Raw genomic sequence first — 24,083 nt, forward strand, 5'->3', positions numbered from 1 at the left:
CGTGTCTCTTTTGAAGCGGTGTTGGTTGGAAAGCCGATTACGCGGTGAGCGTAATCGGTGCCTTTTCGCTCTCGGGCGGCAGCCATTCGGCAATCCGGCGCGATATGTTTTCCAGACCGTCGAGCTTCAGATTCTGTGAGTTGACGGAAGGAGGTGCGCGGTTCGGCAGGGCTTTGAGAGCCTCTGCCATTTTTGCGGGGTTCTCTGCGTCTTCCGGCAGAAGCATGTCGAAAAGGCCAAGCTCCGATGCGCGGGTGGCGCGGATGAGTTGCTCTTCCCGCGGCACCGTGCGGGGCACGACGAGGGCGGGCTTGTCGAAGGACAATATTTCGCAGACGGTGTTGTAGCCGCCCATCGAGACAACGGCCTGGGCTCCTGCGACAAGGTCTTCCATGCGGTTGTCGAATTCGATGATCTCGATATGCGGAATATCGGCAACGCTGCTCATGAAGCGCTGGCGCTGATCCGCCGGCATATAGGGGCCGAGCACCACCAAAGCCTTGTGCGTCAGTTCGCTATCATGGCGATAGGCGTTGATGACGTCGTCGATCAATTCACTGCCATCGCCGCCGCCGCCGGTGGTGATGAGAAGATAATCGCCTTCCGGCCGGTGCGCCACGGTCTCGGCCTGCGTCTTGGATCGCTGCAGGAATCCGACGAAATCCATCTTGTCGCGCACGGTCTTGGGAACGTCGAGCCCCGTCAGCGGGTCGTGGAAATCCGGCGGGCCGTAAACCCAGACATGGTCATAGAACTGGCCGATCTTGGTCATGACGTTGTTGCGCTTCCACTCGGCCTCGAGCAGTTGCGGCGCATCCATGACGTCGCGCAGGCCGATGACGAGCTTGGTGCCCTGTCCCTTGAGGTAGGCGAGTGTTTCCTCCACCTCGCCGCGCAGGCCCATGGGCTCCTTGTCGACGATGAAGATGTCAGGCTGGAAGCTCTCGGCGGTATGATAGATGATGGAGCGGCGCATCTTCAGCGTTTCCTGAAGATCGATATGCCTGTCCATTGAGGTGTATTCGCCGTTGCGCAGCTTGATGACGCTCGGGATTTTCACGAAATCGACGCGGGCGCGGTAATCGAAGGCGCCGGCAATGGTTGCGCCCGATATGATGAGGACGTTGAGGCCGCGATAATCCTCCACCAGGGCATGCGCGATGGTGCGACACCGTCGCAGATGGCCGAGACCGAAGGAATCATGGCTGTACATGAGAATGCGCGCGTCGTTCAAACGGGAGCTCATGGGCCACACCTCTTTTTGCCTTTCACGATGAAGGCGGCTTCGGAAGGGCAGTTTATCAAGGCGTATTCCATTTTATCTGAAGGGGTCCGCAGCATCACGTAGTCCGTCGCCGAAGAAATTAAAGGCCAGAATGACGAGAACGACCGGGATCGTCGGGATGAGAAGCCACGGATATAGCGCAATGACGCTGACGCTGCGCGCCTCCGTGAGCAGAATTCCCCAACTTGTGATCGGTGGTCTGAGACCGAGTCCGAGGAAGCTCAGTGCGGTCTCGCCGAGAATCATGCCGGGTATCGTCAGGGTGGCCGAGGCGATGAGATGCGACATGAAGCCGGGGATAAGGTGTCTGCCGATGATGCGCGGTGTGCCGGCACCCATCAATTGCGCAGATAAAACATAGTCTTCCTCACGAAGCGCCAGAAGCTTCGAGCGCACGGCGCGCGCAAGGCCCGTCCAGTCCAGCATGCCGAGAATGATGGTGATGCCGAGATAGACGAGGATCGGGCTCCAGGTCACCGGCATGATTGCCGCCAGCGCCAGCCAGAGAGGAATGCTGGGGATGGATTGCAGCACTTCGATGATGCGCTGGACGATCAGGTCAAAGGTGCCGCCGCGATAACCCGCCAGACCGCCGATCACAATGCCGAGAACGAAGCTCATGGCGACGCCGAGAAGGCCGATGGTGAGCGAAATGCGCGCGCCGTAGATGATGCGGGACAGCACGTCGCGCCCCAGCCTGTCGGTCCCGAGCAGGAACATTTCACCGCCTTCGGCCGGGCATACGAAGTGGGTTCTGCCCTCGAACAGACCCCAGAAACGATAGGTATCGCCCTTGCAGAAGAAACGCAGCGGCTGGATATCCGTCGGCACATCCCGGTAGACGCGCCTCAGATTGTCCATGTCGAGTGTCATTTCCCGGCCATAAACGAAGGGACCGACAAATTTTCCGTCATTGAAGAGGTGGATAGCCTGCGGCGGCGCGTAAATATGCTCGATATTGCGGGTATGCAGATTGTAAGGCGCGAGGAACTCGCTGATCAGGATCGAAAGATAGATGACCGCCAGAAACGCGCCGGACCATACAGCGATCTTGTGCTGGCGGAATTGCCACCACATCAGCTTCAGCTGTGATGCCTTGCTGAAGGCCGCCATTCCAGATGTGTTGGGTTCGATGAGCGACGGGTCGAAGGGTGCCGTCGAGACGTAGTGGGGCAGCGCTTCGCCTGATTTCGGAATGGATGAAGTCATTTGACGTTACCACCTCCGAAGCGGATTCGCGGATCGAGTATGGCAAGGGCGATATCCGACACCAGAACGCCGATCACCGTCAGGAAGGCCAGGAACATCAGGAACGAGCCGGCCAGATACATATCCTGGCTTTGCAAAGCCCGGATGAGCATCGGGCCGGTGGTTTCGAGCGACAGGACGACGGCGGTGATTTCCGCGCCTGAGATGATGGCGGGCAGGATCGAGCCGATATCCGAGATGAAGAAATTCAGCGCCATCCGCAACGGATATTTGATCAGCACCTTGAAGGGATGCAGCCCCTTGGCGCGGGCGGTCACCACATATTGTTTCTGCAACTCGTCCAGCAGATTGGCCCGCAGGCGGCGGATCATGCCGGCCGTGCCTGCCGTTCCGATGATGAGGACGGGGATCCAGATATGTTCGAGGATCGATTTGAACTTCGCCCAGCTCATCGCCTGGTTCAGATATTCCCGGTCCATCAGATGGCCGATCGAAATACCGAACCAGATATTGGCAAAATACATCAGGATCAGCGCCAGCATGAAGTTGGGGATGGCGATGCCGAGCAGGCCGAGGAAGGTGAGCCCGTAATCACCCCAGCTATATTTATGCGTGGCGGAATAGATGCCGATCGGAAAGGCAAGAATCCAGGTAACGATGATGGTGACGAAGGAGACCAGAACCGTCAGCCATAGGCGGTCTCCCACCACATCGCTGACCGGCAGCTGATATTCGAAAGAATAACCGAAATCGCCGACCAGCATGCCGGTCGCCCAGCGGAAATAGCGGATCGGTGCCGGCTGGTCGAAGCCGTAGCGGACGCGCAGCTCCTCGATTTCGGCAAGGTTTGCCGTCTCGCCCATGGCGCGCAGCTCGGCGACGTAGCTTTCGAAATAATCGCCCGGCGGTAGTTCGATGATGGTGAAGACCAGCATCGAGATCAGGATCAGCGTGGGGATCATGACGAGGATGCGCTTGATTATATACCGCAGCATATCAGGCGTCTCCGTCATACCAGAAGGCATCCGGCATATAGACGCCGAGATAGGATGTGGGCTCATAACCGAAAAGCGCCTTGTCCGGCACGTTTCGCATGCGTTTGACGTGGACGACGGGTTGCAGCGCGCCGTTGACGATGCCGATCGAAAACACCTGCTGCGTATAAATCCCGAGCATTTCCAGCCAGATCGCCTCGCGTTCTTCCTCGGTGACGCTTCTGCGCCATTTTTTGAGGAGATCGAGAAGATGCGCCGCCTCCGGCAGGTCGGGCTCCTTGCCCTCACGGCCGCCGGACAGATAATGAATGCCCCATACCGGCCATTGCAACTGATCGTCACCGGTGGGGGCTAGGCCGGAAGGCAGCATGTCAGCTGTAGGCACGCCATTGTCCATGCCCATCCACACCGACATCAGCACCTCGCCGCCCATGGCGCGCTTGCGGAAGACGTCGCGCTGGGTGGGGCGCACCGAAACCGCAATGCCGATATGCCGCCAGTGATCCGTTACCAATTCCATGACATCGGTTTCGAGCGTGCTTTCGCCTGTCGTCTCGACGATGATATAGGCGGGTCGACCATCTGGCAGGAGCCGAAGGCCGGCATTGTCGCGCTTGTCGAAACCCGCTTCATCGAGCAGCCTGTTGGCCGCTGCCCGGTCGAAGGCGCTCCAGGCGTCGGCAAATTCCTGCCGGTAAAGCGGGCTTTCCGGCAGGACGGTGTCGGCGCTTTCTTTTGCCAGCCCGTAGAAGCAGACCATGTTGATTTCATGCCGGTTGATCGCGAGAGACAGGGCACGTCGCATGCGCACGTCCTGGAAAGCGCTACGCCAGACCGGGTCGGCGCAATTAAGATTGGGCAACAGCGCGATGCGCGAGCCCTGGGAGCGCTTGTAGAGATTGACCTTCAGGGGAAAACGCTTTTCGGCATCCTTCAGGAAGGTGTAGTCGGCGAAATCGAGGCCGAAATATTGCAGGTCGCTATCGCCCGATGCCGTCTTGGCCGAGATGATATCGGAGGAGGTGACGTTGAGCAGGAACCTGTCCAGATAAGGCAGCTGCAGGCCATTCTCATCGACGCGGTGATAATAGGGGTTGCGCTCGAACACGAACTGCTCGGCCGGCGGCGAGGTTGTGTTTCGCCATGCGTCGAGCGTCGGCAAAGCGGGGTTCTCCGGCCGGACCTGCCGTGACATCTTGATATGCAGCCCGCTCCAGTCATCCGCCTTGTTCTTCTTGATGAGCTTGGCGAGATTTTCTGCGGTCTGATATTTGACGTGGAACTGCTTCATGTAAGCGGCGGGAAGGAACAACCGCGCAGGCGAGGCCGCCGCGAGCTTTGCCAGGAAATCCGGGTTCGGGCCTTCCCAGGTGTAACGCACCGTCAGCCGGTCGATGACTTCGATCAGCGGCGGATTATTGTTGACCAGAAGTTCGATCGGCGGACCGCCCTTGTGAATTTCCTTATTGAGGGCGACATCCTCCCAGAAATAGCGAAAATCCTCGGAGGTGAAGTCGCTGCCGTCGGACCATTTGTGGCCTTCGCGCAGCTTGAAGGTGAAGATGCGCTCTTCCTGAACCTCGTAGCTTTCGAGAATGTCCGGATGAAGCTCGAATTTTTCGTCATAACCGACAAGGCGGGCATAGTTGCTGATCGGCATGAGCCGGATGTCACGCTGGCCGCCAATGAGCATGCGCACCGAGCCGCCATGTTTTCCCGGTTCGCGGCCAAGCGCTTTCATGTCGATGACGCGCGGGTTTTTCGGCAGGCGCTCGGCCACGTCGGGCAATTCGCCCTTTTCGCGTTTTTCCTTAAAATAGGCCGGGTCGATATAGGCGGCGCGGGCATAGGTCGGCAGGAAGACGGAGGCCAGCAAGGCGAGCGTGGTGCGGCGCGTGATCAAGGGCGAAGCTCCCGGATATCGGCATTGCCGTTGGCAAGGACGAAATGGCCTTCGCCGAGATCGGCTGATATCATGTCGCCATCACCCTCGTCCCGGAACTGCTTGCCCCAGTCGAATTTGCCCGTCGCGCTGATCTTGCCGATGGTGCGGAAATCAAGCGGACGATCGAGATCGGGGAAAGGCACGGCGGCCAGCAGGGATTTGGTATACGGATGAACCGGAGAGCGCATCAGGATTTCCCGCGGGGCCAGTTCCACGATACGGCCCTCGCACATCACCGCCACGCGGTCGGCCATATAGTCCACCACCGCGAGATTATGCGAGATGAAGAGATAGGTGAGCCCGAGGTCCTGCTGCAAATCCTTCAGCAGATTGAGGATCTGCGCCTGCACCGAGACATCGAGGGCGGAGACGGGTTCATCGCAGATCAGCAATTCAGGGCCGAGCGCCAGGGCGCGGGCAATGCCGATACGCTGCCTCTGGCCGCCGGAGAAACTATGGGGATAGCGGTTCAGCGCGCTTTCTCCAAGGCCGATGGCCCTGACGAGATTGCGTACTTTTTCGATGCGGTATTTTGCATCTCCCCGCCCGTGGATTTCGAGCGGCTCGCTCAGGATATTGCCGACGGTCATGCGGGGGGACAGCGATGAAATCGGGTCCTGGAAGACCATCTGTATCTTCGACCGCAGCTCTTTGAGATCACCGTCCTTCGCATTGAGGACATCGATATCGCCTTCCGGTCGGTGAAAGGTTATCGAGCCCTCATCCGGCCGGACGGCGCGCATGAGGATTTTACTGACAGTGGTCTTGCCGCTGCCGCTTTCGCCGACCAGCCCGAGGCATTCGCCGCGGCGGATTTCAAAACTGACGCTGTTGACCGCCTTCGTGGCGTTGGCGTCGCTTTTGCGGAACCAGCTGGATTTGCGGGTCGTGAAGGTCTTGCTGATATTGTCGACGGTCAGAAGCGGACCGGGGGTTTTGTTGACCGCGGCGGTTTTTTTGCCGACGAGGCTTTCGTGGTCCACCTTGATTTCGCGCAGCGCCTTCAGCCTTTCGCCGGGCTTCATGTCGAAATGCGGTACGGCGGCCATCAGGCCCTTGAGATAGGGGTGGCCCGGCGCCTTGAAAATGTCATCGACCGTGCCGGCTTCCATGATCTCGCCCTGATAGATCACGGCGACCTCGTCGGCAATATTGGCGACCACACCAAGATCGTGGGTGATGAGCAGCATGCTCATATTCAGCCGGCTCTGGAGATCACGCAGCAGCTTGAGGATTTGCGCCTGTATCGTCACATCCAGCGCCGTCGTCGGCTCATCCGCAATCAAAAGTGCAGGCCGACAGATGAGCGCCATGGCGATCATGGCGCGCTGGCGCATGCCGCCCGACAGTTCGAAGGGATACATGTTCACGACCTTCTTGGGTTTGGAAAACCCTACGAGATCGAGCGTTTCATGCATTTTTTCCGCGCGCTCGGCCGGTGACAGGATGCTGTGGATCCTGAGCGCTTCATCGATCTGGTTGCCGATGGTGTGCAGCGGCGAAAAGGAGGTCATGGGCTCCTGGAAAATCAGGCCGATGCGATTGCCGCGGATCGAGCGGATTTCCCGGCCGTCCTTCGGTAATTGCAGCAGATCGACGGGGCCGGCGGCGGCATTTTCAGGGTCGGTGAAGAGTACGCGGCCGTTTACCCGCGCCGTCTTGGGATGGATGCCCATGATGGTTTGGCCGATGACGGACTTTCCCGAGCCGGATTCGCCGACAAGAGCCGTGACTTTTCCCGGAAGAATACGAAGACTTGCGCCCCTGACGGCATCAATGGTGCCGTCCATGAGAGAAAAAGAGACCCGCAGATTTTCAATACGGAGCAAATCTGCGCCAGCGCTCATGCCAAAAGGTTCCTTGCCGTCTCTTTATCGTTGCCTTGTGACAATTGTTCAGGAGGGCTTAAATTCACGTTATCGCAGGGTTTGTTGTCTGTCTATGCCTCTGAAACATCGAATTGTTTAGCAAATTCAAAGCCGGCTTCCGAAATGTGGCGGCTTGCCTGACCGTGCATGTTTGGTGCTATGTTAACGGGCGCTTTGGAACGAGGATCCATGTCCGACAAGAAATATTACGACGCTCAGCTCGATAAGGCCCGGCAGTTGCAAAATGAAGGGCAATATGCGGAAGCAGACGCGCTTCTCTTATCGCTGGTTGCAGCAAAGGACGCGCATCTGATGGGCGAGCGAACCGTGCTCGGCCTGCCGCGCCGGTTGCATGCCGCGCGGCTGCGTCTCGCCAAGGCCGAAGGCGATCTGGTTGCCCGGATCGGGTATCAATATACGCTGGTTCCGCCGCCGCAGGCGCTGGCAAAATATGCCCGGTTTTCCCCGGAAGAACGGCGCATGATCAATCTCAAAAGCCGGGAGGATGTGCCGCGGCTCATTCACCAGATATGGATCGGTGGAAAGGCTCCGCCGGTATCGGTCAAAGCCTGGGCCGCCCATGCCGCTCAGCATGGTTATGACTATCGCCTCTGGCGGGAGGCCGATCTTGAGCGGGAGGGTGTGTTTTCGAACAGCATCTTTAACAGGATGCTCGGCGAGGGTGATTATCCCGGCGCGGTGGATGTGGCCCGTTACATCCTGCTGGAGCGTTTTGGTGGCATCTATCTCGACTGCGACTGGTATCCGGCGCGTGATGATGCGAGTTTCGATGCCTTCCTGCCTTTGATGGGGCTGACGGCGTTTGACGAAAAGACGCCGCGCGATACGGGGCAGGGCAGCATGCTGCTTGCCAATTCCTTCATCGCCGCCCCGTCTGGACATCCGGTCTTCCGCAAGATGCTTGCGGCCTTTCCCGGGATCATCGAGGAAATGCCGCGTGCGCCGGCCTGGTGGTCGACCGGTCCTTTGATCTTCACCGTCATCGCCCGGGCGGGAAGCATCAGCCTTGCGCCGGCGTCATTCGTCGCTGCGGCCCTTGCCGATCGCGCCCCGCTTGAAGCGGTGGAAGCGATCAGGCGAGAACTCGCCACACAGGAAAGCGGGATGCTGATCGCCTGGAAGTCATGGTGATATCCCGTTGACGAGGTCCTTCGAGGAACGCCAGCGGGCGGCGGGATGCCCTGTCGTCACCTCGAACAGCCGCTGCAAAAAGCGCCAGACATTGTCGTCATGCACGAGATGATGGGTGAGGAAGCCGGTCGTGCCGCCCTCTTCGGCGGTGTGCAGGATGCGGGCGGCGGTCTCGGAAAACAGGATATCGTCGTCACGGCCGCCGCGGGTGCCGTGCCAGTCTATGACGTCGACATGGGTGTTGAGGCAGGGCGGTACGGTGTTTTTCTCAGGGCCGAAGACGGATAAAGCGCGATATCCGATATCCGCCAAACTCTTCACGATACCGGCGTCGATACGGTTCCACGGCGGCACCAGCATCGGCACCAGACGTCCGCCATGCAGGTCGTGGAGCTTGTCCAGCCCGGATTGCAATTCATCAAGTACGATGGCCGGGTCGCGATGCGACCCGAGTTCCTGTTTCTTTTCTTTGGCCGAGGCGTAATTCACATGGGACCAGCCATGGACGGCGACCTCAGCGATGTCTGAGGCATCCAGATGTGTTGCAAGCTTATCCGTCGTCATCTCTGGAATGACCGCGAGCGTAACCGGGACGGAAAAGCTGCTGCAAAGATCAAGCAGCATGTCGAGTGCCGGTGTTGGTTCCACCGCATCGTCGTCCCGCAGCCAGAGATCGGCCTTTATGCCACGCCGGCTGCATTCATCCAGTGCCGCGGTGAGTTTTTCCAGACTCATGATGTCAGTGCCTTTGCCTGCAAAAGTATATGGTTCAGCGTCGTTGCGGCGTTTTCCAGAGATCGTTCATCGATGACGAACCGGCGGGCCGCTTTTGCCAGTTCCTCACGCTGCCTGTCATCGCCGAGCAGGGTCTTGATTGCCTCGGCATAAGCGGCTGTATCATGTTCCGGTGTCAGTAATCCTGTCGTGCCGGATTTTACCACTTCGGGAACGCCGGCGACTTTTTCGGCCACGACGGGCAGGCCGGCAGCCTGTGCTTCAAGATAAGCGAGACCATAGGCCTCGCCATGGCCCGGCCAAACATAGAGGGCAGCTTTTGAAAGAAGTGCCGCGATCTCTGTCGGTTTTTTTTCCCCGTGCCAGACAAGGCGGTGATCGGGAAAATCGCTGAACATCGCCTCCACGGCTGCGCGTTCCGGGCCGTCGCCGACGATGTCGAGCGTCCAGTCGACGCTCTCAGGCAATAAAGCGAGAGCTTCAGACAGGGTACGATAGCTCTCGAGCTTGTCGCCCGCCCGCATCATGGCGACGGTGATCAATCTTGCGGGCTCCGGCCGGGGTGTGTTGCGGAGAAATGCCCCGGCGTCGATGAAGGGCGGCAACATCGCCCATTGCAAGTTGGGGGAAGCGTGCACAAGCCCTTCACGATCCCGCGCGGTGAAACAGATATTGACCGCGGCCCCGTTCAATGCCGCGAGCAACCCGTCCTGAACCGCCTGCCAGCCCATGCCGTTGCGTTTCGGCGAATAGGATGCCTCTGCGGTGACATAGGGGAGGCCGAAACGTTGCACGAGTTCTGGGCCGAGCAAGTCGGGGGCCTTGTAATAGGGGTGATAACAAAACCAGAGGTCCGGCACACCCTCCTGTCGCCAGCGTTCTGCGATCGTTTCGATTTCGCGCGCCGCCTCGTCAGTGAGTGCTGTCTGCGCCGGATCGTCCGGTTGTTTCAGAAAACTGCGCAGTTCGGAGGCGACGAAAACCTCATGGCCAGCCATCGTCATCGCTTTCATCAAAAGTCGGGCCATCAGCCGGTCGCCGGAGGGAACGGGATGGTTGGGTGATTTGAGCGGCGAATAAAAGGCGATCTTCATGCGGATGGTTGTGCGTCGCCGGCGGCTGGGGCGTCAACCGGAATTTGAAAGGGCCGAGCCTTGACAGGTCGGTCATTCTTGCCCAACTGAAAGGCATCTTTTGCACATGCGCGGAGCGTGACACGCTTTGACTTCTCCAGACATTTCCCAGACCCTGCTTTCCAGCATCGAAAACAAAAGCGCCAAAGCGGGGGTGATCGGCCTCGGCTATGTCGGCCTGCCGCTTGCCATGACGGTGGCCAAGGCCGGTTTCAAGGTCGTCGGTTTCGACATCGACCCCGGTAAGATCACCGCGATCGAAGCGGGCCGCAGCTATATCGAGGCGGTTTCCGATGAGGTGCTGGCAGGTGTGCGGTCGGATGACGGTTTCGTTGCCAGCAGCGATTTCTACAGGTTGGCCGAATGCGATGTGATCGCCATCTGTGTGCCGACGCCGCTGACGAAATATCGCGAGCCGGACCTTTCCTATGTTGAAAAAACCTGCCGGGAAATTGCCGCCCATCTGCGCAAAGGGCAACTCGTGGTGCTGGAATCAACCACCTATCCCGGTACGACCGACGGGGTGGTGAAGAGCATTCTGGAGAGTACCGGCCTCGTCTCCGGCGTCGATTTCTTCATCGGCTTTTCGCCCGAGCGGGAGGATCCCGGCAATCGCGATTTCGAAACTTCGACCATTCCGAAGGTCGTCGCCGGTGACGGTGAGGCCGCCGGAAAGCTGATGGCCGCGTTCTACGGCTCCGTGGTGAAGAAGATCGTTCCGGTTTCGACCAATGCCACGGCCGAGGCGGTGAAAATCACCGAAAACGTCTTCCGTGCCGTCAATATCGCGCTCGTCAACGAACTCAAGGTCGTCTACGAGGCAATGGGCATCGACATATGGGAAGTGATCGACGCGGCGAAAACCAAGCCGTTTGGTTTTATGCCGTTTTATCCCGGTCCGGGTCTCGGCGGTCACTGCATACCGATCGACCCGTTCTACCTCACCTGGAAATCGCGTGAATATGAATTGCCGACGCGGTTCATCGAGCTAGCAGGCGAAATCAATACCGGCATGCCGCGCCATGTTGTCGGGCGGGTCGCCGAAGCGCTCGATATTCATTCCGGCAAGGCGCTCAGCCGCTCGAAGGTGCTGGTCGTCGGTCTTGCCTACAAGAAAAACGTTCCCGATATTCGCGAAAGCCCGTCGCTGAAGCTCATGGAGCTTATTCAGGAGCGCGGTGGCGAAGCCGCTTATTTCGATCCCTATGTGGCGGAAATTCCGAAAACCCGGGAATATAGCCATCTGATGGGCATGAAATCCGTATCATGGGACAGTGAGACCATCGGCAGCTTCGATGCCGTTCTTGTTGCGACGGATCACGACAATGTCGACTACGCCGCGCTCAGCGACTGGGCGCCGCTGATCGTCGATACACGAAATGTCTTCGCGCGCCGGGACATCGCAGCAAAACACATCATCAAGGCCTGATAATATGAGCAGACTGGACAGTTTCATTCGCCGGTTGACCGCGCAGCGCGATATCCTCAACCATGTCGAGGCCGATCTCGAACTGCCTGATCAGGGCGCGCTCATGGAAATCGGGCTGGGAAACGGGCGCACTTTCAATCACCTGCGGGAACTGTTTCCCAACCGCCGAATCATCGCTTTTGACAGGGCCATGGGCGCACATGCCTCTTCCGTTCCGGCGGAAGAGGATCTCGTGATCGGTGAAATCGCGCAGACCGCTCAGGCCTTCATTGGCACAGATGCGGCGATGGTGCATGCCGATATCGGTACGGGTTATCCGGAAAAGGATGCGGTTACGCTCACATGGTTGCCCGATCTTGCCGCGGGCATGCTGGCCAAAGGCGGCATCGCCATCAGCGGTCTGCCGCTCGATCATGCCATGCTGAAACCGCTGCCGGTGCCGGAAAGCGTTCCAACGGATCGCTATTTTCTTTATCGCAAGATTTGACGGTCGACGGCCCGGCGATGGAAGCGCCGTGGCTGTCTCATAGATAACGCTCACTCTCTTCTCTTGAGAGCAGATACACTTTCATCTGCGAGTTTCGACCGCGAATGGCGATTTCTTCGCTTCTGAGATCGTCAATATCCTGTCCTGCCTGGATGATGGCCGGTTCGGAAACGACGATGGCGGCGCCGAATTCCTTGGCTTTGGATTCGAGACGGCTTGCCACATTCACGGTATCGCCTATGGCCGTCAGGGTTTTTGCCGCGCCATATCCCATCACGCCGACGATGCTCGGGCCGGAGTGAATGCCGACCACCACTTCAAGACGGACGGCGAATTGTTTCTCCAATCCCTCGTTCAGAATTGCGATATCCCGCAATATGGTTGCGGCCGCCTTCATGGCGCTCTGACAGGCCCGGTCCGTATCCTCGCCAAGCCCAAAAAGGGCCATGGCGCCATCGCCGATGAATTTGTCGAGATGACCACCGGCCTGTTCGACGGCCTGGCCGACGATGGTGAAGTAGCGGTTGAGAAGGAAGACCACATCATAGGGCAGCTTCGCTTCGGACAGCGTGGTGAAATTGCGCAGATCGCAGAAGAGGATAGCGATTTCTTCTTCCCGACCAGGGCGGGCCGGCTGCGCATCCGCGGGCAGATCGCTTTGCTGAGGCGGTGAAACGAGGAGCGCGATGTTAAGGTCGCTGGTGGGGCGCAGCTGACAGCCGAGCCGCACGTCCGAATCGGCGTGGATGCGCCTTAGCGTGGTTTGCTCGATATCCCCGGGTGGCGGAAGCGGGCCCTTGCTGTTCAGAACCTTGACGCGACAGGTAGAACAGCGCCCCTTGCCACCGCAGACGGAGTAATGCGGGATGCCCGCAAGCCTGCTGGCTTCGAGAATGCTGAACCCGGCTGGGATACGTGCCTGTGCGCCTTGTTCATAGTGGATTTCAATCGCGGTCAATCGTTGCCGGAAGCTTCGCACACCGCGCAATACGAAAACCAGCATCACCGCGCCGGCAAAAATCGCCTCGGTTGCGCCGGTGATGAACCGGATCTGCGTTTCCATCTCCCTTTGCAGCGGCAGTTCGTCCCTCTGGATGGTGTTATCCGTGAGCCCCGGGGGAAGCGCATATTTCTGATCCACCTCTTCCAGCCAGCGGCCTGCATCGCTGAAGCCCAGCAAGGCCAGAAGCGGCAACATCACCGCGACAGTCATGAACAGCCCGGCGATTTTCGGATACCAGTCGCGATAACGCAGCCAGAAATAGAGGCCGATGCATCCATGGGTCCAGATGACAATCAATGCGAGGCTTTGCCACGCGCCTGCGACGGGATTGTTGATCCAGAGCCGGCGGATGACCGAATAATAACCGACGTCGATGCCATAGAGGATATGTGAGACGCGGATATTGACGGCGTGGCCGATGATGAGAAAGGGAATCGACAGACCCAATATGACCTGAAGCGCCTCGCGCAGCGGCATGCGCAGGGTTCTGCGCAGATAAAGCGAACGCAGGACAAGGCAGACATGCACCACGACCGAGCCGTAAAAAAGCAGGCTGCTGACGGGATTGAGCCAGATCAGGCTGAACCATTTTCGCGCCCGTTCAGCCGTGTCGATGGAGATGAGTGCAAGGGAATGATTGGAGAGGTGGGAAAAAACAAAAGCAAATATGATGAGGCCGGATGAAATCCGGGCGCGTCTTAAATTGGTTTCCGAAAAGAAACTGTTCATGCAAATCCCATCAAATGGCCGTTCGGTATAGAATCGTCATGCAATATATGGTGGCGATCTTTTAGACCGTTTTATCGCACTTCCGGACGGAAAACCGAGGTTCGCTTTTCCCTGGAAATACCCTAAATGCCGGCGGCCTCGTGGCAATATCGTGGAGCAATTGATCGGAACTGGTCAATTGTGCGTGTTTGAAATGCACGTATCGTGAAGGGTGTTCCATGAGGACGTCGAAAAACGGTTGACCGTCGCATCCTGGTGGAAGCCAGGATGCGATCAGAGTTCGATGACCTGGCCGTCCATAGCCGCGAATGCGCCGTTGAACTCGGCTTTCGCCTGTTTTTCGATGGTGTCCAGCTCCTCGTCGCTACGGCTTGGGGCGTGGTGGATGAAGCCGACATTTTTCGCGTCGGCAAGTTTGGCAAGGCGGATTGCCTGTTGCCAGGAGGAATGGCCATAACCGCGGTAAAGGCCCATTTCCTCATCGGTGAACATGGCATCATAAAGGAAAAGATCGACGTCCCTGATGAGATCAAGAACGGTTTCGTCGATACTGCCGGGCTCATGTTCGGTGTCGGTGATGATGGCCAGCGACTTACCTTCCCAGTCCAGCCGATATCCGATGGCATTGCCGGGATGGTTGAGCATTCCGGTTCTGATCGAGAGGCCGGGATGCACATCGAGCACGTCACCCGCCTTGAAGTCCTGGGTCGCGATCTTTGCGCAGCAAATCTCCAATGGCACGGGGAACCAGGGAGGGCTCATGAAATCCTTGAGCATTTCCCGGGTGGTCATGCTTCCGGCGAGGTGGCCCGACCAGATGGCGACATCGTTGGCGCTGTTATAAAAAGGCTTGAAATAGGGAAAGCCGACAATGTGGTCGTAGTGACAGTGCGAGAAGAACAGATTGACGTCGGTAATACCTTCCGCCCGCAGCGCAAGACCAGCGGGATGCAGGCCGGAACCAGCATCGAACAAAAGGACGTGATCACCGCATCTCACCTCGATGCAGATTGTATTCCCGCCGTATTTTCGGAAGTTTTCACCTGAAACGGGAAGCGTTCCCCGCGCACCCCAGATCTTTACCCGAAAATTTCTATTACTTTCCCGACTTCTCGTGTCGGAATCGAACGCCATGGCACACCCCAATAACAACGGAATCTTGCACGCTTTCCTCCCATGAAAGCCCGTTGTTTCTATAGATTCTTATATCCGCACATTTTTGGCGGACCCCTTTACCCCTTATTCAGTCAGCATTTCATTTATATTGCAATAGTACGACATTTATTTTTCCAATATCGCCATTCAGGGTAGCAAGGAATTGTCGTTTATGTCCTGGCGCCTGCGCGTGCTTTGCTCAGCTCAGCCGTCGTCTGGGTAAGGCGTTCGGCGAGAACGCGCATGACCTTGATGGTGATGTCGGGGAAATCGGACATGAGCTTGAAGAACTGCTCCTTGCCAATGCGCAGGGCTTCCACGTTGGTGGAGGCGCGGATGGTCGCGGTTCTGACGCTGTCACAGAGGATGGCGATTTCACCGACGATGGCATTGCCGGTCATTTCGGCCACTTTCAGCGTGCCCGATGGAGAATCGACCAGAACATCCACTTTTCCGGTCAGGAGAACATAGGCCGCATCGCCGACGTCTCCCTGCCGAAACAGTATATCTCCGGCGTGATAGGACACCCGGTCGGATGCGAATGCGAGCAGCTTGAGTTTGGATGGTTCCATTTCCGAGAAAAACGGGACCCTTTTCAACATCTGAATTTCGTCTTTAAACAGCATTGCCTTACCCTGTTCTTGTTCCACCTCGGTCACGTTCTTGGACTTATGTTGCGACCATGTCCTTGAATGTACCGTTTTCCTCGGCGAGAGTCTCGTAACTTCCGTCAGCCGTGATCAGGCCCTGATGAACGACGATCACCCGCTCGAACATACGTGATAGGTGTGCATTCGACAGGACCCACACGATCGAGGGGTTATTGTTGTTCTGTTTCAGGAGTGTGATGACCCGTTCGACAATTTCCTCCTGCTGTCGAGGGTCGAGACCGGGAAGGGGGCGGTTGAAGACGTAATAATCGGATTTACGGATCAGCGCCCGCGCGAGATTGAGCTTCTGGCGTTGAAGCGGTCCAAGCCGCTTGCCGCCGGCACCCAGGTTGAAATCCAGCCCCACCGCCAGCACGCGCTCATAGACGCCCTGCTTGCGCATGACATCCGCGACGATGCGGGTAATGCGCCGCGAGGCGTCGGTATAGCGATGGCTCACCTTGCCGAAGAGAATATTGTCCAGAAGGCTGGTGGCGCTCATATATTTGGTCGGATCGTAGATTTCGATCACGTTTTTAAGGCTGTCGGGCAGGTTTTCGTGGAACATGTGCCGGACCTCGACGATCCGGTTCATGATTTCCGGCGACAGCAGGCCGAAACGCTGGCGAGGTTCTATGTAGAAGAAGCTCAGCCGCAGCATCGCGCGCTTTTCGCTTTCGTTGGCCTCGTCGAAACTCTTTCCCTGAAGCCGCTGCAGCATCTGCTGATAGACTGGAATGTCATCGGGCGTCATGAAGGTGAGTTGCTGGAAAAAGGGATGGTCTCCCGGCAGGTCGGCGAAGATTTCCACGATGTTTTCGGCAATCGTGTAGCCCATTTCGAACAGGGTTTTGACGAGGCCGGTTTCGCGCATCAGCGAGCGGAAATAGTCGCTTTCGATGATGGTCCTGATCGTCTGGGACGAGTCACGCATGGTGCCGAACAGCAGGTTTTCGCCGACTGTCGCCTCGCTATTGTAGCTCTCCAGCTCGAAGGGCGCGATGAGGCCGCTCAGATTTTCCTTTTCCAGTTCGGCGCGCAGCACATGCCGCAGTTCCACGATGCGGGCGGCAAGATGCAGATCGGTCAGAGGATCGATCGACGAGCGCAGGGCAAATTCCAGAATATCCTGTGACAGCTCCACGCTGTCGAGCACGGCCAGAATGGCTTGGATGAGGTTCTCGGGTTTGCCGTCGCCGGCCGGGCTTGAGGCGTAGTCGATCCATTCGCTGTTGATGTCGATCAGCGGATTGCCTGCCATCTTGGCTTCGCGGATTTCCCACTTGCGATGCTCCAGCGCAGCACCCTCGTAGTTCTTGTCCGAAAGCGGCGCATGCTTGAGGCCGTAAAGCAGATTGTCCTTCAGGCTGGCGTGGAAAAAATAACTGTCCGAGGAGACATAGGAAATGCGCCGCCCGGTCAACGATTCCGGCAGTTCCAATATGTCGACATCATTGATGCTGACCTTGCCTGAGGTTGGCCAGAGCGTGCGGCCGATCGCATCCGCCAGCGCCTCGGCTCCCGAGCCGCCGACGATGGCGATCACCTCGCCCGGTTCGATCTTCAGCGACGCCTGCTCCAGAAGCCGGCTGCCGCTATCGTCCTCGAGTGTCAGATTGGCGATGACGAGCGGCGCGGTGATCGCCGCTACGGTTCCCGGGGACAGTTTCTGCACCTTGTCGTCGATCATGTTCGACGTATTGAACTGTTCGAAGACCTGCTCGTATTTTACCTGGACATCCTGTCGCGCCTGATCCCAGTCGATCAATTCCTTCAGCGGTCCCGGCAGTTCCTTGTAGGCGTTAATAACGGCGACCAGCTGTCCGACATCAAGGCTGCCTTTGAGGGTCAGATAACCGCCGAGCGCATAAAAGAAGAAGGGCGTGAGCTGCGCGAGGAAGTTATTGATAAACTTGACCAGAAACTTCCATTGGTAGAGATCGTAACGGATCTTGAAGATGTCGCCGAGCCGGTGCGAGGCATCGGCGCGCTCGAAATTAGACGTGTCATAGGCATGGATGGTGCCGATGCCGTCGACCATCTCGCCGATACGTCCTGCGAGCTGGCGCGCGCTCAACTGCCGCTGGCGGCCAAGTTCGATGAGGCGGCGGCGCATTTTGGGGATGATGCCGACCTGTATGGCGGCCATGAAAGCCGCAATTAGACCGAGCCATAAATTCTGCACGAGAATGAAGAAAAGCGCGGAGAGTGCCTGGCCGCCGAGAAGCGCCGGCTGTACGAAGGCATCGCCGGTAAATCCGCCGAGCGGTTCCACCTCGTCCTTCACCATGCTGGAGATTTCAGCGCCCTTTACCCGCTTGAAATGCGTGGGCGGGAAACGCAGAATCCGGTCAATAAGTTCGAAACGTATACGCCTGAGAAGCCGCTCGCCAAGGCGGCCCTTGTAGGTATTGATGTAATATTTGAAGAGCCCGTTGATGATGACGAGCGCAAGGAATGTGAGGCTGAGCCCCATCAGCATCGACATGCGGTTGAGTTCGACCCCGGGGAACAAAGTCACGGTACCCCAATAGGGAATATCCACCGTGAGGTGCATGAAGAGCTGCGTCGCATTCGCCCCTTCGAAGCCGTCCCCCTGAATAGGCCCGTTGACGATCTGTTTGGGCAGATCGAATGCAAGGAAATAGGGGATCATGGACAAAGCCACGATCAGCAGAATGAAGAGCTGCTGCCGCTTGGTGTGCGACCAGATATAACGCGTAAGGCTTTGTTCCATATAAAACTTCTATGACCTGGCGGGCGAGGCCCGGCGTGTTGGTTTGCGCGGTGTCTAGACGATCCGGTGGCCGGGTGGCGCAACCTCCTCCTGCAGATAGGTGTGGGACTCGCTATTTATCAGTATATTCAAGCGGTTTCGAGAAAAATAGCGGACCTGTCGAGACTTGTCCTTCACCCCGGCGATTGTTTTTGCAACGTGTGGGTGGCTGGCGATATAAATACGACTATATTTTTAGAGTTCTCTAATATTGTTGTTTTTATTGTAGAACAGGCGTTAAGACGCTTCGATATAATGAACCCGTAATGGTTGAGCCAGACACTGGCGCAATGATGGCAAGGTTGATGGCGATAGATATTTCAGAGCATACAGGCAGCGATCCGTCTCTTGATGCATTGTCGCTTTCCGGCATCAGCCTGGATGGGGCGGTTGCACATCCCATCTCTTTTGACGGGCTGGCTGGAATTTTCCATCCGGCACGCAAGGATGTGAGGCAGGCCCATGCCGTTCTTTTCGTCAGTCCCTGGGGTATGGAGGAGCTGTGCAGCCGCAAATTCCAGCGGGTTCTGGCAGAGAGGCTGGCGGCTCGCGGCGTTGCGAGCCTGCGATTTGACTATCTCGGCGCGGGTGATGCCTTCGATCCTGAAGATGCGGGCCGCGCGGCGGACTGGCTTTCCGACACGCGTGCGGCTTTCGCATATCTGAAGCGTCTTTCCAGATGCGCGGATGTGGTGGTGGTCGCGCAGGGGCTCGGTTGCCTGATCGCGGCGCAGGCGCTTGCCGATGTAGCGGGCGCCGGTTCGATGGCGTTTCTGGCGCCTGTCGTTTCCGGTCGTGCCTATCTGCGCGAATTGGCGATGTGGTCATCCATGATTGATGACGGCCTTGGCCTCCGGCCCGGTCAACGTCTCGCGGAGGCGGGCGCGATTGCGGGCATGGCCATGCCTGAAGGTGTTGCGGATGCGATCAAGAAGACCAATCTTGGCAATCTCGCTGCCGCTCCGGCGCACACCATTCTGGTCCTGTCGCGACCCGGTCGTGTGACCGATGCCGATTTCGCCAAACATCTCGCTGCAATCGGCGGTGAGGTGGAGGAGGTCGAGTTTTCCGGCTATGACGATCTCGTTTCCAGCCCCACGCTCTCGAAGATTTCAGGTGACGTGGTGAACCGGCTGGTGGATTGGGTTCTGTCTCAGACCCATGCCGAGAGCTCCGCCAATACCGGAGAGGATATCGTCCTCAATGCTCCGCAGTGCGGCCGTGGTTTCATCGAGCAACCGGTGCAGTTTGGCGAAGGCGGGCGACTCTTCGGTGTGTTTTGCGGGCCGGATGATCGGGAGACGGCGTCTTCGGTGCTTCTGCTTGGCGCCGCTTACGACCGGCATGCGGGCTGGGGCAGGCTTTCCGTGCAGATGGCTCGTGCCCTGGCGCGCGACGGTGTTATGTCGCTGCGTTTTGACGCGGCCAATATTGCTGACAGTCCGCCCGTCAAAAACGCGCCCGATCAGGTTCTGTACGATGCCGCGCAGAATGACGACGTGGCCGCTGCGCTCGATTTTCTCGGCACGCGTGGCAAGGGGCCTTTCATTGCGGCGGGCCGGTGCAGCGGCGCCTATCTCGCTTTTAACGGCGCGCTTGTCGATGATCGCATTGGTGCCGTGGTTGCGGTCAATCCAGTTGTTTTCCACTGGCGCAAGGGGCGTTCGGTGGACGAGGCCCTGCATAAACGTCCACGTTCCTTCGGCGAATACAGCCAGCGTTTTCGCCAGGGTGCGACATTCAAGCGCCTCATCAGCGGCGATGTCGATGTGGCAAGCGCCGGGCTGAACATCCTCAAGGCGACGATGAAGCGGCTTTCAACAAAAACGGCAAGGCTGTTTCGCAGGGGCAGTGAGGAAGGGCGGGCCATCTTCGGCGCCTTCGATAAGCTCAAGACGAAGAATACCTCCGTCCATCTGCTCTATAGCGACAATGACGATGGTCTGGAGCATTTCCAGTATTACTTCGATGCGGATGGTGACGGGCTGGCAGCCTATCGCAACGTGTCGCTGACCATCATTCCCGATGCCGATCACAATCTCTCAACACCGGAAGCGAAGACGATCTATATCGAAACGGTGAAGAGACTTGCCCTAGAAGGAAAACCGCCGGCTGGAGCCCAGTGACACGACCTCTCCGGAGGGAGGGGCCTCGGTTGTGGCGGTTTCCGGTAAAAGGCCGATTTTTCTGGTTTCGCCGGGGCCGAGATGGAACCAGCTTTCGCGGGCGCGGTAGCCCTCTGCCGTGATATGGACCGATTGCGCCAGCCGGTCCGTGCCGATTTCGAGGGCCCAGTTGCCGTTTGTTTCGCTGATTGCGACCTGAAGGTTTGCGGCATGCAGCGCCTTTTTCCGGCCGAGCGGAAAATGGAAGGCGTCGGCGATGACATGCCCGGTCGCAATATCCCGAAGGCGGGCGATTGTCACATCGTGGGATGGCGGGCCGAAACGATAGGCATAGGTCGTATCGAAAAAAGCGCCGAACAGGTCGGTTGCGGCAATCGTCTGGCCCTGTCGGGGCAAGAGTGTAAGTGGCCGTTTGGCGTGAACGACGGGCTGCACACCTTCGCGCAGGCAGGTCAGTTCCAGCATGGCGTCCAGGCCGTCGCCGGTCTCGTTGAGGATGTGAATGTCGAGCCCGTTGGTGCCTTCGTCGGAAAGGCTGACCTGAACGGGGCGGAACGCTCTTTTCAGCGCATGCCAGGCGGATTTGGGCCTGCCGGCGGCATCGATGATACCCCAGCCCGCACCGGGAACGAGGTCCTGCAGCGTCCAGACCAAAGCGCCCTGACAGGAAGAGCCGTTGCGCCGCCATTCGGCGAACGTCGCCTCCATCACCTCGGCGGTCACGGCGCGCGACATGTCGAGATAGAGGGCACCATCTTCCCGCCGCAGCACATCTGGTTCGACCTCGTAAAGCAGCTTCAGATAGTGATCGCGGACATCCTCGAAATCCCAGGAAGCGCCGCGGTCACGCGGTGTTCGCACTTTCCATCGCGGATCGTGAACGGCCACGCCGGGAAGATATCTGTCCAGCGTTTCCTGCTCGGGAATATTGGCGAAGGCGAGACATTCGGCGGCGAAACGCAGATCGGCCCGGCGGGCATCTTCCAGTGGCCGGCAATAGGCGCCTACGCCGTAATAATGGCCGACGCCGGCGTTGGGAAAAAACGGTAATGCGCCGCCGGAAGGGGAATTGGCGACATAGGCCGCATCCGGTCGTTTTTCGGCGACCAGTTCAGGCAGGACCTCCTCGGTCAGCGTTCCCTTCCATATCTGCTCCGGCAGGCCGAGCATTGCGCCCTGCTGGTACATTTCACTGCCGCCGCAGAAAATGGCAAGCGATGGAGAAAGCGCTGTCGCCTCGAGAAACTGTGAGATTTCCGTGACGATATGCTGGCGCAGGCCTTCATCTTTCGCCGGGTAATCGAAATTGGCGAGCATGGCATCCTGCCAGACCATGATGCCGAGTTCGTCGCAAAGCACGAAGAATTCCGGCGTCTCATAAGCCATGGTGCCGCCGATGCGGATCATGTTCATGCCGGCTTCCGCGGCTTTTCGCAGCCACGGCTCATAATCCGGCCTCGTTCCCGGCAGGCGCACAATGTCTGCCGTCGTCCAGACCGCACCGCGGCAGAAGACCGGCTGACCGTTCACCTTGAGGCCGAAACCGTTGCCGTCTTCGCCACGGTCGACCTCGATTCGCCGGAAGCCGGTGTGCCCAAGGTGATGTCGAGTGCCGTCCAGTTCGAGAACGACGTCGTGCAAAGCCGGCCTGCCGTGTGTGTGCGGCCACCACTGCTCGACATCCAATATGCGCAATTCGCCGGAAAGCTTGCCGTTTTCGTCTGGAGACAGATCGGCGCTGTAACCGGCGCAGCCAAGCCTTGCCGATTTTATGGGCCGGCTGGTTTCCAGCACGATGCTGACAGTTCCCGTTCCATCCTCGTCCAGCGAAGACCGGAGCGTACACAGCACCCCGTCCTGTCTGATGAGGCTGATGGGTCGCCTTGGGCCGGCGGCATGGATTTCCGGGCACCAGCCGGGCATATAACCGAGCGCCGTGGTGCGGATCAGCCGCAGCCCCTGCGTATTCATCATCTGCGGGCGCCAGCGGGCGCGGGGGCCAGTTTTTTCGAGCCGGGGGGCCAGCGCCCGGAAGCAGATCGACAGTTCATCCGCGCCTGTCATCTGGACCGGCACTTCCAGCCTTTCGAACATGCTTTGGCTTGCGGCAATCAGTTCACCGTTGAAGAAGATTTCGGCAATGGTGGAGAGACCATCGAAGCGCAGGGTGGCCCGTTCCCGGGCGTCTGAAATCATCGTCAGCCGATACCAGGCATCCCTGTCATTGAGGGCGACGGGAGCGAGGCGGTCGAATTTGCCGGCCGCTTCCAGAGCCTGCGCCACGGTGCCGGGTACGGAGACATGAAGGCTCTCAAGCGATGCCGGAATATCGGACGGGGTCTCGCAGCCATCGGCGGGCGTCAGTGTCAGCGTCCAGCCTTCACTCAGCACTTCTTCGCTTTCACCCGGAAGATAGGTCCTCACGCGACCTCGCTGGCATCAGATAGTTTTTCGCCAAGGTTTTCCATCAAACCATCCCATGCGTCCGCGGCGGGATCGAGCACGGTGGCCAGCGCATCGAATTTACGTCGGGTGACGGCGCGTGCAAGCTGGAACTGAACGGTCTTGGCAACCTCGGAGATTTTGAGTGCGTGGTTTCTGGCTTCCGAAAAACCATCCGCGTCCAGCCATTCGAAGTGGCTTGCCGCCAGTTCGAAATTGGCGCCGAGTTGCCGCAGCGTGTTGAAGGCGTATTTGTGGAAGAAGCCGAAGGGCCTGTCGGCGACCTTTTCCACCTGCGCCGGAAATACGTTTGCAAAAGCCCGGACCGGGTTGGCGGAAGGGCGTCTGGAAAAATGAAACTTCAAGAGCCGTTCGGCGGCCTTGCGACTATGCGCGGGGGAAGGATTGCTGTCCGCGAATTTCGCAAATTCCGTATAGGGCAGGAAAGGCGGGTCGGTCTCGGTGAGATGATGCTGGAACAGCCCGTCAAAGTCCTCGCCGGAGAGATGGAAAAAGCCGGCATTGTGGAAATAGTCAAGTTCCCGCTTTTCTAGATCGAGCCGGTTGATGGCGATGGTGGTCTTACCGTGTTCCTTCCGGTAGCCCACCCCATGGGTGTCGGGCATATAGAAGCTGTCCATCTCGATCAGGCAGATGCGGCCGCGCTCCAGTTGTGCCTCGATGTGGTTTTCCACCCTGTCGAAGATCGCTAGTTCGGTGGCGCGAACGCCATAAAGGGCTTCGAGGTCTTCCAGCGGCACCTTGAAAAAGGTGAACTGGTCACCTTCGAAATCCTGCGTCAGGGTAAAACCGAACATGGCTTCCGGGGATAAGCCTTTGGAGGCCAGCACTTCGATCCATAAATCGATGTAGCAATTGGTTTCCGGCCACATTCTCTCAGAGGAATGAAGCGGATGCTGCACATAGTTTTTGGGATCGAGGCCCGGAAAAATCTGCCGCATGG

General features: G+C 58.3%; 17 protein-coding genes. 4 read left to right on the plus strand and 13 right to left on the minus strand.

Annotated elements, in window-relative coordinates; all coding sequences use genetic code 11:
- Positions 1-37: 37 nt before the first annotated feature.
- The 5 genes from O8B93_RS24030 to O8B93_RS24050 all read right to left on the minus strand — a co-directional run bounded on the left by O8B93_RS24030 (position 38) and on the right by O8B93_RS24050 (position 7,281).
- Positions 38-1,246, minus strand: a complete 1,209-nt coding sequence (locus O8B93_RS24030; protein ID WP_269712344.1) for a glycosyltransferase family protein — start codon at positions 1,244-1,246, stop codon at positions 38-40.
- A 72-nt stretch (positions 1,247-1,318) separates the two neighbouring features.
- Positions 1,319-2,494, minus strand: coding sequence for an ABC transporter permease (locus O8B93_RS24035; RefSeq protein WP_269712345.1), 1,176 nt, complete (start codon positions 2,492-2,494; stop codon positions 1,319-1,321).
- Positions 2,491-3,489: an ABC transporter permease gene (locus tag O8B93_RS24040; RefSeq protein WP_269712346.1), complete on the minus strand. Its 999-nt coding sequence runs from the start codon at positions 3,487-3,489 to the stop codon at positions 2,491-2,493. The genes O8B93_RS24035 and O8B93_RS24040 overlap by 4 nt, the downstream gene beginning before the upstream one ends.
- Before the next feature lies 1 nt (position 3,490).
- Entirely contained in the window at positions 3,491-5,392 is a 1,902-nt protein-coding gene (locus O8B93_RS24045; RefSeq protein WP_269712347.1) for an ABC transporter substrate-binding protein, read from the minus strand.
- Positions 5,389-7,281 carry an ABC transporter ATP-binding protein gene (locus O8B93_RS24050; protein ID WP_269712348.1) on the minus strand — a complete coding sequence of 631 codons (1,893 nt, stop codon included), beginning with the start codon at positions 7,279-7,281 and terminating at the stop codon, positions 5,389-5,391. Before O8B93_RS24050 ends, O8B93_RS24045 begins: the two co-directional genes overlap by 4 nt.
- 210 nt (positions 7,282-7,491) lie before the next feature.
- Between O8B93_RS24050 and O8B93_RS24055 the strand changes: the two genes are divergently transcribed.
- Entirely contained in the window at positions 7,492-8,454 is a 963-nt protein-coding gene (locus tag O8B93_RS24055; RefSeq protein WP_269712349.1) for a glycosyltransferase family 32 protein, read from the plus strand.
- Here O8B93_RS24055 and O8B93_RS24060 read toward each other — a convergent pair.
- Entirely contained in the window at positions 8,446-9,189 is a 744-nt protein-coding gene (locus O8B93_RS24060; protein ID WP_269712350.1) for a polysaccharide deacetylase family protein, read from the minus strand. The two genes, O8B93_RS24055 and O8B93_RS24060, sit on opposite strands and share 9 nt — an antisense overlap.
- Positions 9,186-10,283 (minus strand): glycosyltransferase family 4 protein, encoded by a 1,098-nt coding sequence (locus tag O8B93_RS24065; protein WP_269712351.1) that lies wholly within the window; start codon positions 10,281-10,283, stop codon positions 9,186-9,188. The genes O8B93_RS24060 and O8B93_RS24065 overlap by 4 nt, the downstream gene beginning before the upstream one ends.
- A gap of 127 nt (positions 10,284-10,410) precedes the next feature.
- On the opposite strand from O8B93_RS24065, the gene O8B93_RS24070 reads away from it, so the two are divergent.
- Positions 10,411-11,751: a nucleotide sugar dehydrogenase gene (locus O8B93_RS24070; protein ID WP_269712352.1), complete on the plus strand. Its 1,341-nt coding sequence runs from the start codon at positions 10,411-10,413 to the stop codon at positions 11,749-11,751.
- 4 nt (positions 11,752-11,755) lie between these two features.
- On the plus strand, positions 11,756-12,238 hold the full coding sequence (locus O8B93_RS24075) for a class I SAM-dependent methyltransferase (protein ID WP_269712353.1): 483 nt from the start codon (positions 11,756-11,758) through the stop codon (positions 12,236-12,238).
- Positions 12,239-12,275: 37 nt separating this feature from the next.
- Here the strand turns inward: O8B93_RS24075 and O8B93_RS24080 are convergent, their stop codons facing one another.
- From O8B93_RS24080 to O8B93_RS24095, 4 genes are all read right to left on the minus strand, one after another.
- Entirely contained in the window at positions 12,276-13,970 is a 1,695-nt protein-coding gene (locus O8B93_RS24080) for an adenylate/guanylate cyclase domain-containing protein (protein ID WP_269712354.1), read from the minus strand.
- Between the two features lie 273 nt (positions 13,971-14,243).
- On the minus strand, positions 14,244-15,104 hold the full coding sequence (locus O8B93_RS24085; RefSeq protein ID WP_269712355.1) for an MBL fold metallo-hydrolase: 861 nt from the start codon (positions 15,102-15,104) through the stop codon (positions 14,244-14,246).
- Positions 15,105-15,295: 191 nt separating this feature from the next.
- Positions 15,296-15,751 carry a cyclic nucleotide-binding domain-containing protein gene (locus O8B93_RS24090; protein WP_269712356.1) on the minus strand — a complete coding sequence of 152 codons (456 nt, stop codon included), beginning with the start codon at positions 15,749-15,751 and terminating at the stop codon, positions 15,296-15,298.
- 43 nt (positions 15,752-15,794) lie between these two features.
- Positions 15,795-18,512 (minus strand): ABC transporter ATP-binding protein, encoded by a 2,718-nt coding sequence (locus tag O8B93_RS24095; protein WP_269712357.1) that lies wholly within the window; start codon positions 18,510-18,512, stop codon positions 15,795-15,797.
- A gap of 344 nt (positions 18,513-18,856) precedes the next feature.
- Between O8B93_RS24095 and O8B93_RS24100 the strand changes: the two genes are divergently transcribed.
- Positions 18,857-20,677, plus strand: a complete 1,821-nt coding sequence (locus O8B93_RS24100; RefSeq protein ID WP_269712375.1) for an alpha/beta hydrolase family protein — start codon at positions 18,857-18,859, stop codon at positions 20,675-20,677.
- Here O8B93_RS24100 and O8B93_RS24105 read toward each other — a convergent pair.
- Both O8B93_RS24105 and O8B93_RS24110 read right to left on the minus strand, forming a co-directional pair.
- Positions 20,645-23,101: a glycoside hydrolase family 2 protein gene (locus O8B93_RS24105; RefSeq protein ID WP_269712358.1), complete on the minus strand. Its 2,457-nt coding sequence runs from the start codon at positions 23,099-23,101 to the stop codon at positions 20,645-20,647. The two genes, O8B93_RS24100 and O8B93_RS24105, sit on opposite strands and share 33 nt — an antisense overlap.
- Complete coding sequence (locus O8B93_RS24110) at positions 23,098-24,081, minus strand: DUF1839 family protein (protein ID WP_269712359.1); 984 nt, start codon at positions 24,079-24,081, stop codon at positions 23,098-23,100. Before O8B93_RS24110 ends, O8B93_RS24105 begins: the two co-directional genes overlap by 4 nt.
- Positions 24,082-24,083: the final 2 nt, after the last annotated feature.

The organism is Martinezella rhizogenes (assembly GCF_027460065.1).
GTDB classification, from domain to species: Bacteria; Pseudomonadota; Alphaproteobacteria; order Rhizobiales; family Rhizobiaceae; genus Agrobacterium; species Agrobacterium rhizogenes_C.

Excerpts from the sequence above, each read along its gene's own strand:
- O8B93_RS24030 (WP_269712344.1), bottom strand. The coding sequence starts at position 1,246 with ATGAGCTCCCGTTTGAACGACGCGCGCATTCTCATGTACAGCCATGAT.
- O8B93_RS24035 (WP_269712345.1), bottom strand. The coding sequence starts at position 2,494 with ATGACTTCATCCATTCCGAAATCAGGCGAAGCGCTGCCCCACTACGTC.
- O8B93_RS24040 (WP_269712346.1), bottom strand. The coding sequence starts at position 3,489 with ATGCTGCGGTATATAATCAAGCGCATCCTCGTCATGATCCCCACGCTG.
- O8B93_RS24050 (WP_269712348.1), bottom strand. The coding sequence starts at position 7,281 with ATGAGCGCTGGCGCAGATTTGCTCCGTATTGAAAATCTGCGGGTCTCT.
- O8B93_RS24055 (WP_269712349.1), top strand. The coding sequence starts at position 7,492 with ATGTCCGACAAGAAATATTACGACGCTCAGCTCGATAAGGCCCGGCAG.
- O8B93_RS24060 (WP_269712350.1), bottom strand. The coding sequence starts at position 9,189 with ATGAGTCTGGAAAAACTCACCGCGGCACTGGATGAATGCAGCCGGCGT.
- O8B93_RS24065 (WP_269712351.1), bottom strand. The coding sequence starts at position 10,283 with ATGAAGATCGCCTTTTATTCGCCGCTCAAATCACCCAACCATCCCGTT.
- O8B93_RS24075 (WP_269712353.1), top strand. The coding sequence starts at position 11,756 with ATGAGCAGACTGGACAGTTTCATTCGCCGGTTGACCGCGCAGCGCGAT.
- O8B93_RS24080 (WP_269712354.1), bottom strand. The coding sequence starts at position 13,970 with ATGAACAGTTTCTTTTCGGAAACCAATTTAAGACGCGCCCGGATTTCA.
- O8B93_RS24085 (WP_269712355.1), bottom strand. The coding sequence starts at position 15,104 with ATGGCGTTCGATTCCGACACGAGAAGTCGGGAAAGTAATAGAAATTTT.
- O8B93_RS24090 (WP_269712356.1), bottom strand. The coding sequence starts at position 15,751 with ATGCTGTTTAAAGACGAAATTCAGATGTTGAAAAGGGTCCCGTTTTTC.
- O8B93_RS24095 (WP_269712357.1), bottom strand. The coding sequence starts at position 18,512 with ATGGAACAAAGCCTTACGCGTTATATCTGGTCGCACACCAAGCGGCAG.
- O8B93_RS24100 (WP_269712375.1), top strand. The coding sequence starts at position 18,857 with ATGGCGATAGATATTTCAGAGCATACAGGCAGCGATCCGTCTCTTGAT.
- O8B93_RS24110 (WP_269712359.1), bottom strand. The coding sequence starts at position 24,081 with ATGCGGCAGATTTTTCCGGGCCTCGATCCCAAAAACTATGTGCAGCAT.